The following is a 12,901-nucleotide window of genomic DNA, read 5'->3' as shown; positions in this document are numbered from 1 at the left end:
ATGGAAGCGGCCAGTCCCCAATCATGGTGAGATCAGGCTCATTCCAGCCCGATCTGCGCTGAAATAGTCCAAGCCGAACAATTGGCGGACCGCGACTGACTATGCGGAAGTATTGTCCAGAGCTTCCCTAAGGCAACAAAATTGGGCCAAAGACCATGCCATCCAGACCCCATCAAAGAGCCTGCGACCTCCCTTAACGTTGCGCCGGAGCTGGTGGAGGGGCGTTTCGTGGTCTGGCTTAACCGTTGGGTCGTGTCCTGAAGGTAACGAGAGGCAACCACCAGGCAATCTGCAACACAACTTCATCTGTAATTGTGTCTGTTGTTCTCCACACCCGTCCTTCCATCGGCGCGGTTGGGGAAGGCGGCGTGAGTAGACCGGAGAGCCAGGGTTTCTCATTCGTGCTGCACACAATCCCGTTGCTGGCCGCTACCTGTCTGGCGGGATTCATGGTGTTGCAACTGCTGTTCACCACTGGCTCGTGGTGATCAGCTGTTGGCTTGTTTGCGAAGCGCCCGGCGATGAACGGGTTCATATGGTTCTGCCTGAAGCAGTGGATCCGGTTGCGTTATTCATCGGTTCCCTCCATCCGAGCTGATCAACTTCAAAAGATCCTGGTAGAGCACCAGGCCGGCGACTGGTTGATTCCCGATGCCCGCACGGCCGCAGAATTCAAGGTGAGTGGCTTCCCGGGCACGGTGCTTCGCGGGGGTGGGGAGCAGATTCCGGTTTCAGGGTCCTTGGGCCAAGCCCCGAAGGAGCGGCCGATCCTGGTGTGCTATGCGGTGGGGGTGCGCAGCGCGGCCGTGGTGAACCGGTTGAGACAGCGTGATTTCCAGAAGGCGGTGAATCTTGGGCATGGCGCCGTTGTCGATCATCATTCCCACCCTGAACGAGGCCGCCAGCCTGGGACGCACGCTGGCGAATGTGCGTGCCCTCGATCCACCGCCCCTCGAAGTGCTGGTGGTGGATGGGGGCAGCTGTGATGCCACCCGGGTGATCGCCAGGGCGGCAGGCGTGGCGGTCTTCCGATGTGAATCGGCGGGCCGGGCGATCCAGATGAATGCAGGGGCGCGGCAGGCCAGCGGCAGCCTGCTCTGCTTTCTGCATGCCGACACCCTCGTTCCCACCGATCTTGTGGCGATCGCGGAGCGGGTGCTGGAGGACCCGGCCATCGCCGGGGCGGGCTTCGTATCGCTGATGAGTGGAGAAGACACCACCCGCTGGGGGATTTCGGTCCTGAACCTGCTCAAGACCCATCTGGCGCCATTGCTGTTTCGCCCACACCTCTACTGGCGCGGACTGCGGCTGCTGTTCGGCGATCAGGTGATGATCTGTCGCCGGCCAACCTTCTGGCAGGTCGGTGGCTTCAACGAAGCACTGCCGATCCTGGAGGACGGCGATCTCTGCCTACGGCTGCTGAAGCAGGGACGCCTCCGGCTGATCAACCGGGTGGTGAACAGTTCCGACCGCCGGGTGCAGCGCTGGGGCGCCGGCAAGGCCGCTGCGATCTATCTCTCCATCGGGATGCTCTGGGGTCTGGGCATGCCACCAGGTCCCCTCAAACGTTTCTACGAGGACATTCGCTGATTCAGGCTCCAGTCGTATTCAGGCTCCAGTCGTATTCAGGCTCCAGTCGTAGGGGATGAACGCGACCCGGGGTTGAACATCCGGCAGCGAAACGCCGTCCAGGCGGGGAAGGATGTAGTCGGGCAGGGAAGGCGCCACCGCGAGGAAATCAGCCTTGTACCACTGGAAGATCTTGCTGCAGTGCAGAACGCCCCTCTCAACATCGAATCGCACCTTGGCGGGATTGTTGACGAAGCGGTTCACATCCTCCTCCAGTTGCTCGTCCACCCGCTCCGGTGTGTAGGCCTCATGCCGCAGCAGAGGACAACCCACCGAGGCGCAGACGATCGCGAAGTGAATGCGGGGATCACCGGTGAGCTGGCGCAGCATCCTGTTTTCAATCTGCGCCAGGCTGAACAATTCCTCGCCAAGGCGATGCACACGCCGCTGGAAGAATCGCAGGAACGCGATCCAGTTTGGCAGGCCCATCAGGGTGGGGCGAATCGACACGATTGGATAGGCCGAGAGTACAGCCTGGATGGTGAACGCGTTGTAGAGGTTGATCCAGTGGGCGAGGTGATCCTGACGGTCTTGGGTCTCGGCAGATTGGCTGGCCAGCCAGTGGGTGAGGGCCTGGGGGTGATAGGTTCTCCAGCTTTCGTAATCCACCCGGCCCGCCTGGTCTACATAGTTCTGGAGGAGATGATCCCAGGTGGGCAGATCGTTCATGGCTCGGCAGGAGTGGTGGCGTGACTCGGCTCACGTGATGTGGCTGGCACCCGCCGTGGGCAAGGGCAGAGGGCTTGTCTTGATCGTTGTGCAAGCCATGGAGCAGGGAGTCGACTCTACGCTGCAAGATCAACGGCAACGCCTCCTTGGGCGACCGACGTCGGCCTGAGCCCCCGCGAAGACCAACATCCTTCACAGCCACCACCGTCAGAGTGTCAACTCCAATGCCATGATCAGCAAAAACCTGAGCAACATGGCCCTCCTGAGTTGCACCACTTGCTGGGACGTTGCTGCAACGGGAACGCTCCTGAAACGGGGATGGTGTTCATCATTTCCAGGATTAAAAGATCTTTGAAAGATCACCTGCCGTTGACCTGAAATGAAATTCCAGCTTCTTGCCGGGCCAGGGCAATCCCCAGTAGGAACTGGCCCGCAACCCTTCGTCGCTGGAGCCGCTGATTCTTCTCACCGTGATCACCACCAAGCCAGGGCTGGATTCGGCCTGATCATCGCCTCGGCGGGGTGGGCTTCGAGGCCGGCAAGGCGGAAGAGGCGAACGTCGAGCCCTTCCGGGCTACGGTCGAGATCGATGGTGAAAAAAGGGAGCTCGTGACCACCTCGATCACCGAGGCCAGCGTGGCGCACCCCACCTCCATCAGCGCCCGGGGCTTCGGCCCGGTCATTCCCGACGACGGCCTGATCGAGATCACCATCGCCTCTGTCACCAGTGGGCTCGAAGGCCTGAACATGCTCTGCTTCCGCACCCGTCGCATCCGGATCAGCACCGATCCACCGCAACGGCTGGTGGCGGACAGCGAGATCCTGGACGCCCAACCGGTGGGATTCAACTGCGTGCCGGGGGGGCTGACCCCGCTGGCCCCCTTGGCCGTCGGCTGAGCAGCGGTGAATCTCGCCACCGATCCGCGCATCTCCGTCAAGATCCGGAAAATGCAGGAGCGGGTGCGTTGGGCCCATCCGCTCCTGCAGCATCAGCGGATTGATCAGACCCGCCTCTCCCTGGCGAACAGCCCCAACCGGCATGAGGCCTTTTCGTTTCTGGTGATCGGCGACAGCGGCACCGGCCGTTACAGAACCGACAGCCCCCAGCGCCGGGTGGCGTTGCGACTGCTCGAGCAACGATCCAGTGCCGCCTTCCTGATTCATACCGGCGATGTGGTGTATCTGGTGGGCTCCAGTGAGCAGTACCGCGACAACTTCATCCAGCCCTACCGCGAGTGGCTTGTGGGTGGGGAGAACCCGCTGGAGATCTCCTATGACCGGATGATCTTCAACCAGCCGTTTCTGCCGGTTCCCGGTAATCACGATTACTACGATCTCTCCCCCTGGCTGAGCCTGCTCTCCGGACTCACCACGCCGCTGAGGTCGCTGCTGCGACGGGCCATTGATCTGGATGTGGGCTGGCATGGCTCGTTCCAGGGGGATGCCTACGCCAGGGCGTTCCTGGATGTGCTCAGGGCCGTTCCGGAGGCGAGCCTTGCCAGCCACATGGAGCGCCACTACGTGTCCAGATTCGGGGACGCTCGCTGTCTCTCTTACCGCCCGGGAGTGTTCACTCGTCTGCCCAACCGCTACTACGCCTATCGCTACGCGGGGGTGGATTTCTTCGCGCTGGACTCCAACACCTTCAATCAGCCCAGGCCCGATGCGGATGGATCCTGGGCAGGACGGGGCGTCGAGCAACTGGCGATGGAACGCCGCGCTCTGGAGAGCCGGCGGGATCGATTGATCGCCCAGCTGTTCGGGGCCGATGGCGGGGAGCAGATCGAAGAGATCGAGCAGATCGAAGAGCAGATCCTCGATCTGGGCAAGCAGATCGAGGCCGGATTTGGCAGCGATTCCGCCTGTGACGACGATACTGATGGCGACCCCGATCAGCTCTGCTGGCTGCGGGATCAGTTGATCCGTTCCTGGCGGGATCCTCGGGCGAGGGGACGGATCCTGATCCTGCACCACCCTCCCTATGTCACTGAAGTCACCAAGTGGTCCCAGGCGCAGACGCTAGCGGTGCGCCGACGGTTGCGGGAGGTGATGGATGCCGTGGCTGCCGAACTCGGCAGCGAGGTCGGCGGGGCTCCCCCCGTGAATCTTGTGCTGTCGGGCCATGCCCACTGCTTCGAAATCATCCAGAGCTTCGACACCGGCCATGCTGATTCCTTGATCCCGTGGATTGTCTGCGGTGGCAGTGGCTACAGCCTGCGGCGGCAGAGGCCTGAAGGAACGGAGCTCCAGGAGAGCCTCGGTGGCCAGTTGACCTCGGTCGCCCGCTCCAACCTGTTCGTGGGCCGGCAGGGGCACGGTCGAAAGCTGCGGCGTCCCTACAGCGCCCTGCGGATCGATGTTTCGGCAGGCTCCCCGATGACGCTGCGGGGAACGTTGCTGGTTGCCGAAAAGGGGCGGGGAAGCTGGAGCGATCAGACGATCGACGTCCCGATTCCGCAGCCAGGTCAGCGGGGTGAGACGCCTTCATGCTGAGCGGCCCAGCGGAATCTCCGCATCTTCGCCCGCCTGGCCTGGGGATGAAGTTGATGAAGCCGACGGGGAGCTCTGCTGAACAACCTGATCAGACACAACACCTCGGGAGGCTGAATGACCAAGGACTCCACGGGAAGACGCTATTGGCCTGTGACTGATGGCCTTCGGGGTATGAGCGTTCTCGCCATCATCCTGCATCACTTCAACACGATACTTCTGCCTGGCGGTTATCTCGATGTCGATATCTTCTTCGTGATCTCCGGGTTCGTGATCACGTCATCTCTGGCTGAGCAGTCTGCCAACAAGGGTCTTGGGGAGCTGCTGCTCAGGTTCTATGCCCGGCGGGTGCGGCGTCTGCTGCCAGCCCTGGTGGTGTGCGTGCTGATCCCCATCCTGCTGGCCTGCCTGTTCGATCCCATGGCAGGCAGGCGTGTCGCTCCGTACCGGGGGTCACCGCCCTGCTGGGGTTTTCCAATCACAATCTGCTTTCCCTCTCCACCGACTCCTTCGCCCCTGACGCCAGGCTGAATGCCTTCACCCACACCTGGTCCCTGGGGGTGGAGGAGCAGTTCTATCTGGTGTTTCCCGCCTTGCTCTGGGCCACCGGCTTCGCCGCCAGGGCCGCCACCCTGACATTCACAACTGCGTACAGGACTGGTTCAGGGTTGAGCGCCGACAGCAATGCGGACGAAGGGTGGCCAAAGAGATCGACCATGCCATCACACTCAATCGCCGCCTGCAGGAGGGGCTTCCAGCAAATCTGCATGTGTTCGACCCAATCCCGGCTCTCTGTGAGAAGGGTTGCGGGAATGATGCGGTGATGGAACTCCTGCGGGACACCGATCACCTTTCCAGCGCAGGTGCCCGGCGACTGGGGCTGGACTTCGTGGCGTTTCTCCAGCAGTTCGGACAGTCCTCGGCAGGATCGGGATCCGCCGAGTTCGGGCAGCCCTCTGTTAAGACCGCTCCATCGGATCAGGGCGGTGAGTGGCCGGTTCAAACGAATCCGCTACACACCCGCGCAGATCATTGGAACTGGCATGCAGGATCAACTGCTGAAACAGTCAGGGGCGCCGACTGTCCACAACAAGCCACCCACGTCAGACTGCCTACCCGAGGGATACAAAGCCCCCAAGAATCCTTTGATGACCGACTCCTCATCGGCTCTGCCGCCGCCGCTGGTCCAGCGCTACCGCCAGCTCTTCCGCTTCTATGACCGCCAGTCCGACGGCGAACTGGGCCTAGAAGCGGACTTCCAGCCCGCTGCCACCAGCTTGGCTGCTCGCTGGCGGGGGCACACCGCACCACTTCCAGATCCTCTTGGCCTGCTGATGGACGTATACAGCCATGAACAGGAGCGCCGGGATGCAGATCGGAGCGGTTCTGTGGATGAGGAAGAATTTGTGGCCTCCCATGGCCCAGTTTTTGCGGCTTTTCAGCGCTTCCCTGACCGGGCGCGGACCTTCATCGAGCGGGCCGCCGGCGGGTTGTTCGATGTGCTGGATCTCGATGCTGACGGCTGCCTCCATCTCGAGGATCTCGAGGCCTATGCCAGCGCCTACGGCAAGCCCACCGCGGGGATCGCCACCAACCTTGCCCGAATGCTGGATGGCCTGAACCTGCCGGCTGAGCAGCCCCGCGATCAGCTTCCCCGCAAGCTCTTTCTCATCCTGGTGACCCAGTATTGGTTCGATCCCTCCCCGCAGGCTCCGGGTCGCTGGCTGTTCCATCTGGATCCGCCCTCTGGGCAGAGGGATTGACTGGAGCACCACAGGCGTCCCAGAACCTCTCTCTTCAGTGGATGAACCCTGCTGACAGCTGAGGTGCCGAATGGGGCAGCCTGGGGGCGCGGCCGTGGTGTGAGGCGGATGATCTCCCGCAGGGAATGGCTGGCCGGCGCCTCAGGCCTGCTCGCAGCGCATCTCGCCGAGCCGCTGCTCGCCCCCCCGGTGAAGGCCGATGAGGCGAAGGCATCGCGACCCGCGCTGGCCACCGCCGTTCCCGACTTCTCGCCGCGCCGGATCACCGCCCGCATGGTGAGCCTCCGTCCCTACCGGCCCGAGGGCTTCCGGGTGGAGCTGGAGACGATCGCGGACCGATCGGTCGTGCACAACATCGGTCACGGGGGTGCCGGCATCACCCTCTCCTGGGGCACCGCCCGGATGGCGGTGGACCGGTTGCTGGCCCTGCGGCAGCCGGGTCCGGTGGCGGTGCTTGGCTGCGGGGCCGTGGGCCTTGCCACGGCCTGGCTGCTGCACGAGGCCGGCCGGGGGGTGACGATCTACGCCAGCGAGGTGCACCCGCGGGTCACCTCCAGCGTGGCCGGCGCCAGCTTCTTCCCGTCCCTGGTGGTGGCGGCTGCCTCCCGAACACCCGAGTTCGAGACAGGCCTCGCCGCCGCGGTGCGCACCTCCCACCGGCGCTTCCTGGGGCTTCTCGGTCGGGGCATGGGGGTGGTTCGCCGTCCCCACGTCGTTCTGGCAGCGGAGCGGCCCACCGATGGCTGGGTGTCGAGATTGCTGCCGGAGATCTTTCCGCCGCTGCTCGAGATCCGCGATCCTTCCCTGCCCTTCGCAGCCCCGTGGTTGGGACTCGAGGAGCGCCTGTTCATCGAGACCCAGCGGTATCTGCCCGCCCTGATGGGGGCGGTGCGCAAGGCCGGCATGGCGATCCAGCGGCGCACCTTCCGCAATGCGGTCGACCTGGGGCAGCTGCGGGAGCGGTTGATCGTGAACTGCACCGGTATGGGCAGCGCCGGCCTGTTCGGCCATGCCGACCTGATCCCGGTGCAGGGGCAACTCACCCGCCTGCAGGCAGATTCCCGCATCAACTACACCCTCTCGGCACCGGGGCTCTACCTCCATCCCCGCCGCGACGGTCTGCTGCTGGGCGGCACCCAGGAGATCGGAGTGCTCCAGCCTCGCTTCGATCCGGCCGCTGAGGAACGGATCCTCGCCGGCATGGGGCAGCTGTACCGTTCCGCCGCCTGAACTCCGGACACACCCGTGATCACAGGGATCAGGCTCGTGGGTTCGGCGTCGTCCTGATTTCGCCGTTGCCCCAGGCAGTCCTCGATCAGCTGCGTGCGAACACCACCACCTCGACGACGGCGGCGATCGCTTTTGGGCCCCTGGAGCAACCAGAACCGGATTGATGGGGCGCTGGAATCGTGAGCCCTTTCGAGCGACGGCAGCCGAGGGGGAGGTCGCCGCAGGCTCAGATGACGAACTAGCCTCTTTCAAAGGTTTGGTGACCTGTCGACCCGAAGCCATCCAGGTCGCCAGCCACTGAATTGATACCTCTGGCGGGACGCCATCCATGTGGATGCATGCAACCTGCTTCCTTGAGTTCCACATTCCAGTGGCCACGCCGTTCCTGTTCATGCTGCGGCCGCGCAGCGGCTGGCAGCAGTGGGTGGGACGCGAACAATACGTGCTGACGCCGAGCGTACCGGCGGCCGAGTTCACCGATCCCTTCGGCAATCTCTGCCAGCGCTTGGTCGCACCGGCCGGCCGATTCTCGGTCTACACATCGGTCGACATCCAGGCTGCTGATGCCTCCGATACCGCTCCGGGAGCTCCTTTCGTCGAGGTGCAGGACCTGCCCGACGAAACACTGCCATTCCTGCTGCCCAGCCGATTCTGCGAATCCGATCGCTGCGCGAAGCTGGCCTCGTCGATAGTTGCGGGCTGCCTTCCCGGCTACGACCAGTGCAAGGCCATCGTCGATCACATCCACCGAACGAAGCGGTATACCCCGAGGGCCAGCAAGGAGCTTCTCAGTGCCTGCGAGGTGAATGATCGGCAGCAGGCGGTGTGTCGGGACATGGCCCATCTCGGCATCGCCTGCTGCCGTTCCTTGTCCATTCCGGCCCGCATGGTGGTGGGCTATCTGGAGGGCCTGCAGCCCATGGATCTGCATGCCTGGTTCGAAGCCTTTGTGGGTGGGAGGTGGTACACGTTCGATTCCACCCAGACCGATCTACGGGGGGGGCGAGCGGCGATCGCCTATGGCCGCGACGCCGCCGACGTGGCCATCTACACGCAGTTCGGTGCCCCGGTGGAACTGCAGCGGATGGAGGTCACCGTGGAGCGTCGCCAGCCACCCTCGACGGGCGATGTCAGCCCACGCCCCCCGTTCCTGCATGAAGCGGGAGTGGATCCGGAAGGGGGACCCTGATGGGGTGGGTCCAGCCATGCTGGTGGAGAGGCCACCGCAATCCATGACAGCTCGAACCATGACGATGCGACGGGGCCTTGGTTTCGGCTTGCCGGGGCTCCTGCTGATCGGAATGGTTCTGGGTGCGGGTGCGCCCATGATCAGTCCCACCGAGGCGGCCTTCGGCGCCGACAGTCCGTCTGGACCGCCGCCGCCGCCGCAGCTGGTGACCACGGCCAAGGTGACCGCGGCGCTGCCGAAGCTGGAGGCCTTCGCCACGCAGATCCTGCAGCAGACGGGGGTGCCTGGCATGGCGATCGCCGTGGTCCACGACGACCGGGTGGTCTTCCTCAAGGGTTACGGGCAGCGGGAGATGGGCAAGGCCGGGGCGGTGGATCCCGACACCGTTTTCCAACTGGCCTCGCTCTCGAAACCCATCGCCAGCACGGTGGTGGCAGCTCTGGTGGGAGATGGGCGCGTGCGCTGGGACGATCCGGTGATCGGTGACCTTCCAGGTTTCCGCATCGGCCCGGCCGCCATCGCCGAGGAGGTGACCCTGCGGGACCTGCTGTCGCACCGCAGCGGCCTGCCCGACCACGCCGGCGACCTGCTCGAGGACATCGGCTTCGATCGCGCCACCATCTTTGAGCGCCTCGGGGTGCTGCCGCTGGGGAACCGCTTCCGGGCCGTCTTCAACTACACCAACGCCGGGTTCACGGCGGGCGCCGTCGCGGCGGCCAATGCCAGCGGCCAGGGCTGGGAGGAACTCTCCAGGAATCGGCTCTACCAACCGCTGGGGATGAGCCGCACCAGCTCCAGCCATGCCGATCTGATCGCGGCCTCCAACCGGGCAGCACTCCATGTGATGGACACTTCCGAGGATGGGGCCCGACGCTGGGTGGCCCGCCACCAGCGGAATGCCGATGTCCAGTCGCCCGCAGGCGGTGTGAGCTCAACGGCGCGCGACCTCTCCCAGTGGCTGCGGCTGCAGCTGGCGGGGGGACGCCTTGGACCCAAGGCCACCGGCCGCCGGATTGTCGACCAGGATGCCCTGGCCGAGACCCACCGCCCGTTGATCGCCAGTGGTTCCTCGCGGGATCCAGCCGTCTACCGCACCGGCTTCTATGGACTGGGCTGGAACGTGGGCAGCACCGACCAGGGGGCTGTTCAGCTCAGCCACTCGGGTGGCTTCGAGATGGGTGCAGCCACGGCTGTGTACCTGTTGCCTGGGGAGTCGCTGGGCATCGTGGTGCTCACCAACGGCCAGCCGATCGGGGTCCCGGAAACGGTAGCCCTCAGCTTCCTTGATCTCGCTCGCTTCGGCACAATCCAATTCGACTACCTCAAGCCCCTGGGGGCGAGGTTCGCCCAGATTGCCCAGCAGCCCTATCCCCTTGTCCCCACGCTCTCAGATCCCGCCCCGGCACGCCCGTTGGCGGTCTACACCGGCACCTACAGCAACGCCTTCGTGGGAGAGATCGCGGTGAAGTCCCAGGAAGACGGCCTGGTGCTGGAGCTGGGGCCCCAGCGTCTACCTTTCCCGCTCACCCATGTGAGCGGAGACACCTTCAGCTACCAGCCGAGTGGCGAGAACGCCGTCGGCCCCAGCGCCGTGTCCTTCAGCGTGGCGGGTGACGCTCCGGCTCGCCGCGTGCAGATCGACAACCTCAACCTCGACGGCGAGGGTGTGTTCCAGCGCAGGTGACCGGCAGCATGCCCATCGAAGACAGCCAGCAGTCCAGCGCGCTCCCTCAGCGCCGTCGGGTTCTGCTCACCGGCGCCAGCTCCGGCATCGGCCAGCAGGCCGCCCTGCTGCTGCAGCGCGACGGCCACCGGCTCACCCTGCCCTGCCGGGATCAGGCCACCGCCTCCGCCACCCGCCAGAGGTTGCTGGTCAGCAGCCCAGCGGATCTGCACACTCCCGTCTGCGATCTGGCCGACCTAGAGAGCATCGAGCATTGTGCCGCTGAGCTGCTCGCCCGCGGCGAGCCGATCGACAGCCTGGTCCTCAATGCCGGCCTGCAGGACAGTGGCGCCCCCGAACCCAGGCGCTCGGCCCAGGGCTATGAACTCACCATCGCCGTCAACCATCTGGGCCACCAGGCCCTGGCGATGCGGCTGATCCCCCTGCTGGAGCGCAGCGAGGACCCGCGGGTGGTGATCACCGCCTCGGAGGTGCACGATCCTGGTTCGCCCGGGGGCGGGGGGGGCCAGCCCGCCGGTCTGGGCGATCTGGCAGGCCTCCGGGCAGGCGCTGGCTTCTCGATGGTGGATGGGCGCACGCCGTTCAATGCCGACAAGGCCTACAAGGACAGCAAGCTCTGCAACCTGCTCTTCGCCCTGGAGCTGGCGCGGTGCCTGGATCGATGGGGCACGGCGATGCCCGTGCTGGCCTGGAGCCCCGGCCTGGTGATTCCGCGAAGCAGCGGAGGTTTCTTCCGCACCAGCCGCCGTCACAACGAATGGGGCCAGCGTCTGTTCGCCCTGGTGGCCCGCGACCTGCTGCACCTCACCGCCACCCCCCAGCAGGCCGGCGCGTTGCTGGCCGAACTCGCCACCGCTCCCGCCTATGGGCACCCAGGATTCAGCTATCACTGCAATCGCCTGATCGGTCCAGGGCGCTTGCGCTTCGAACCAGCTGAACCGAGCCCAGAAGCTCAGGACGGAGCGCTGGCTGCAGCGCTCTGGAGCGCGAGCGCACAGCTGGTGGGTCTGGCGGCGATCTCAGGCCACCCGTGCTGACCGCTTGCTGAGGGCATAGGTCAGACCACCGAGGCTCGCCAGCCCCAGGGCACCACTGGCACCCAGAAACACCAGGGTCTGCAGGGCCAGCAGGAACAACCCGAGCGCTGAAGCGGCCTTGATCTGGATCCTGGCTTTGATCAGCAGGGTGAGCACCAGAAGCAGGGCGGCCTGCAGCCCTGCGATCCTGGCTGCCGTGAAGGGAGAGCAGAAGGGGGCCGGGAACAGCATGGAGCGGATGCGGGAGATTCACTCTGGAGTCTGGGCCCTGGGAGCTACGGGGCTCCGGCCTTGGCGGAAGCGATTCCGATCCACTCCCGCAGGCTGCTCAGGGAGAGGTGGTCGCAGGGACGAAATTCAGCTGATTGTTGCGCAGCCTGGCGTTCGTCCCCAGGTCGAGTCCTGCATCAAAGAGCAGCTGCAGCCCAATCATCCATCCGGCAGCAGACTTCCCCTCTTTGCCACCTGGCCATGGGCATGATCCTGCTGACCATTTGGTGCAACGCTCGGGCACGCTGACACGACGATACCCCACCAGCCAGCTGCCCCTGCGGCCCGACCTCCTTCTGCTTCAGCAGGGATCCCCGCCAGGGCCATGCCCCCGGGCCTTCGGGCCGAACAGGGGGCCAAGATCCTTCAGAACGGAGTGCTGCACGAGCTGCTGGCGCATCGCTTCCAACGCGCCCCGGCGCTGACCACACGCCACCTCACTCGTCCGTGAGGACACCAACAGAGGGGACACCACTGGGCAGACAGATTCTCTGCCAAGCACACAGCGAAGACCTACCGTGCGGCTGAAGGCACACGGCTTGGTTCTCTGATTCAGTCAGTGTCATCCCAGCTTTTGGTCCAGCCGGCCTGGCACCTGGGGTCAAGGCGATTCCGGTTTCTACGGCAGCGATCAGAACAGTAACGGACCTCCTCCCACACATCTTTCCACTTCTTCCGCCACTGAAACGGTCGTCCACAGATTGAGCAGTTCTTGGTGAGGCGGTCAACGTGGTGAGGCATCGGTGCAAGAGAGAGGGAAGAGAAATGCATCCTGGCTTCTGGGCCGCAATCAACAGCTCTGAGTGTTGCCATCAAAAAAGCCCCTGCCGAAGCAGGGGCTTTCGTTGTGGTGATGCAGGTGGTGGGTCCGGGTGGACCCACCGGCCGCATCAGCCGATCGCAGGAGCGGTCAGCGCCACGGGAGTGGCTTCAGCAGAAG

The 12,901-nt window shown here is 64.6% G+C and carries 14 protein-coding genes; 11 read left to right on the top strand and 3 right to left on the bottom strand.

Features of this window, described 5'->3' with window-relative positions; genetic code table 11:
• Nucleotides 1–858: 858 nt before the first annotated feature.
• The gene (locus tag FPZ61_RS14730) at nucleotides 859–1,590 is read left to right on the top strand and encodes a TIGR04283 family arsenosugar biosynthesis glycosyltransferase (RefSeq protein WP_185467377.1); all 732 of its coding nucleotides are present in this window, start codon (nucleotides 859–861) and stop codon (nucleotides 1,588–1,590) included.
• A gap of 18 nt (nucleotides 1,591–1,608) precedes the next feature.
• Here the strand turns inward: FPZ61_RS14730 and FPZ61_RS14725 are convergent, their stop codons facing one another.
• A complete protein-coding gene (locus FPZ61_RS14725; RefSeq protein ID WP_185467376.1) occupies nucleotides 1,609–2,298 on the bottom strand; it encodes a DUF547 domain-containing protein in 690 nt (229 codons plus the stop codon).
• A gap of 522 nt (nucleotides 2,299–2,820) precedes the next feature.
• Here FPZ61_RS14725 and FPZ61_RS14720 point away from each other — a divergent pair.
• The 9 genes from FPZ61_RS14720 to FPZ61_RS14680 all read left to right on the top strand — a co-directional run bounded on the left by FPZ61_RS14720 (nucleotide 2,821) and on the right by FPZ61_RS14680 (nucleotide 11,691).
• Nucleotides 2,821–3,195, top strand: a complete 375-nt coding sequence (locus FPZ61_RS14720; protein WP_185467375.1) for a hypothetical protein — start codon at nucleotides 2,821–2,823, stop codon at nucleotides 3,193–3,195.
• A gap of 6 nt (nucleotides 3,196–3,201) precedes the next feature.
• Nucleotides 3,202–4,791 (top strand): metallophosphoesterase, encoded by a 1,590-nt coding sequence (locus FPZ61_RS14715; RefSeq protein ID WP_185467374.1) that lies wholly within the window; start codon nucleotides 3,202–3,204, stop codon nucleotides 4,789–4,791.
• 114 nt (nucleotides 4,792–4,905) lie between these two features.
• A complete protein-coding gene (locus FPZ61_RS14710) occupies nucleotides 4,906–5,319 on the top strand; it encodes an acyltransferase (protein WP_255441686.1) in 414 nt (137 codons plus the stop codon).
• 16 nt (nucleotides 5,320–5,335) lie between these two features.
• Nucleotides 5,336–6,007 (top strand): SGNH hydrolase domain-containing protein, encoded by a 672-nt coding sequence (locus FPZ61_RS16000; RefSeq protein WP_221630207.1) that lies wholly within the window; start codon nucleotides 5,336–5,338, stop codon nucleotides 6,005–6,007.
• Nucleotides 5,937–6,551 (top strand): EF-hand domain-containing protein, encoded by a 615-nt coding sequence (locus FPZ61_RS14700; protein WP_185467371.1) that lies wholly within the window; start codon nucleotides 5,937–5,939, stop codon nucleotides 6,549–6,551. The genes FPZ61_RS16000 and FPZ61_RS14700 overlap by 71 nt, the downstream gene beginning before the upstream one ends.
• A 108-nt stretch (nucleotides 6,552–6,659) precedes the next feature.
• Complete coding sequence (locus FPZ61_RS14695) at nucleotides 6,660–7,781, top strand: FAD-dependent oxidoreductase (RefSeq protein ID WP_185467370.1); 1,122 nt, start codon at nucleotides 6,660–6,662, stop codon at nucleotides 7,779–7,781.
• Between the two features lie 334 nt (nucleotides 7,782–8,115).
• Nucleotides 8,116–8,970 carry a transglutaminase family protein gene (locus tag FPZ61_RS14690; protein WP_255441685.1) on the top strand — a complete coding sequence of 285 codons (855 nt, stop codon included), beginning with the start codon at nucleotides 8,116–8,118 and terminating at the stop codon, nucleotides 8,968–8,970.
• Nucleotides 8,971–9,106: 136 nt separating this feature from the next.
• Complete coding sequence (locus tag FPZ61_RS14685) at nucleotides 9,107–10,654, top strand: serine hydrolase (RefSeq protein ID WP_255441683.1); 1,548 nt, start codon at nucleotides 9,107–9,109, stop codon at nucleotides 10,652–10,654.
• A gap of 8 nt (nucleotides 10,655–10,662) precedes the next feature.
• Nucleotides 10,663–11,691, top strand: a complete 1,029-nt coding sequence (locus FPZ61_RS14680) for an SDR family NAD(P)-dependent oxidoreductase (protein WP_185474889.1) — start codon at nucleotides 10,663–10,665, stop codon at nucleotides 11,689–11,691.
• On the opposite strand, the gene FPZ61_RS14675 is transcribed toward FPZ61_RS14680, so the two are convergent.
• Entirely contained in the window at nucleotides 11,674–11,922 is a 249-nt protein-coding gene (locus tag FPZ61_RS14675; RefSeq protein ID WP_185467367.1) for a hypothetical protein, read from the bottom strand. The two genes, FPZ61_RS14680 and FPZ61_RS14675, sit on opposite strands and share 18 nt — an antisense overlap.
• Before the next feature lie 364 nt (nucleotides 11,923–12,286).
• On the opposite strand from FPZ61_RS14675, the gene FPZ61_RS15715 reads away from it, so the two are divergent.
• Nucleotides 12,287–12,412 carry a hypothetical protein gene (locus FPZ61_RS15715; protein WP_255441681.1) on the top strand — a complete coding sequence of 42 codons (126 nt, stop codon included), beginning with the start codon at nucleotides 12,287–12,289 and terminating at the stop codon, nucleotides 12,410–12,412.
• Between the two features lie 101 nt (nucleotides 12,413–12,513).
• Here the strand turns inward: FPZ61_RS15715 and FPZ61_RS14670 are convergent, their stop codons facing one another.
• Nucleotides 12,514–12,702 (bottom strand): DUF2256 domain-containing protein, encoded by a 189-nt coding sequence (locus FPZ61_RS14670; protein WP_185467378.1) that lies wholly within the window; start codon nucleotides 12,700–12,702, stop codon nucleotides 12,514–12,516.
• Nucleotides 12,703–12,901: the final 199 nt, after the last annotated feature.

It is taken from the genome of Synechococcus sp. BSA11S (assembly GCF_014224355.1).
GTDB lineage: Bacteria > Cyanobacteriota > Cyanobacteriia > PCC-6307 > Cyanobiaceae > Regnicoccus_A.
The sequence above is the reverse complement of the archived record's forward strand: the minus strand, read 5'-3'. Positions and strand labels throughout refer to the sequence as shown.

Bases quoted from the DNA above. Each gene is read 5' to 3' on its own strand.
- FPZ61_RS14730 (WP_185467377.1), top strand. From the start codon at position 859: ATGGCGCCGTTGTCGATCATCATTCCCACCCTGAACGAGGCCGCCAGC.
- FPZ61_RS14725 (WP_185467376.1), bottom strand. From the start codon at position 2,298: ATGAACGATCTGCCCACCTGGGATCATCTCCTCCAGAACTATGTAGAC.
- FPZ61_RS14710 (WP_255441686.1), top strand. From the start codon at position 4,906: ATGACCAAGGACTCCACGGGAAGACGCTATTGGCCTGTGACTGATGGC.
- FPZ61_RS14700 (WP_185467371.1), top strand. From the start codon at position 5,937: ATGACCGACTCCTCATCGGCTCTGCCGCCGCCGCTGGTCCAGCGCTAC.
- FPZ61_RS14695 (WP_185467370.1), top strand. From the start codon at position 6,660: ATGATCTCCCGCAGGGAATGGCTGGCCGGCGCCTCAGGCCTGCTCGCA.
- FPZ61_RS14690 (WP_255441685.1), top strand. From the start codon at position 8,116: ATGCATGCAACCTGCTTCCTTGAGTTCCACATTCCAGTGGCCACGCCG.
- FPZ61_RS14685 (WP_255441683.1), top strand. From the start codon at position 9,107: ATGATCAGTCCCACCGAGGCGGCCTTCGGCGCCGACAGTCCGTCTGGA.
- FPZ61_RS14680 (WP_185474889.1), top strand. From the start codon at position 10,663: ATGCCCATCGAAGACAGCCAGCAGTCCAGCGCGCTCCCTCAGCGCCGT.
- FPZ61_RS14675 (WP_185467367.1), bottom strand. From the start codon at position 11,922: ATGCTGTTCCCGGCCCCCTTCTGCTCTCCCTTCACGGCAGCCAGGATC.
- FPZ61_RS15715 (WP_255441681.1), top strand. From the start codon at position 12,287: ATGCCCCCGGGCCTTCGGGCCGAACAGGGGGCCAAGATCCTTCAGAAC.
- FPZ61_RS14670 (WP_185467378.1), bottom strand. From the start codon at position 12,702: ATGCCTCACCACGTTGACCGCCTCACCAAGAACTGCTCAATCTGTGGA.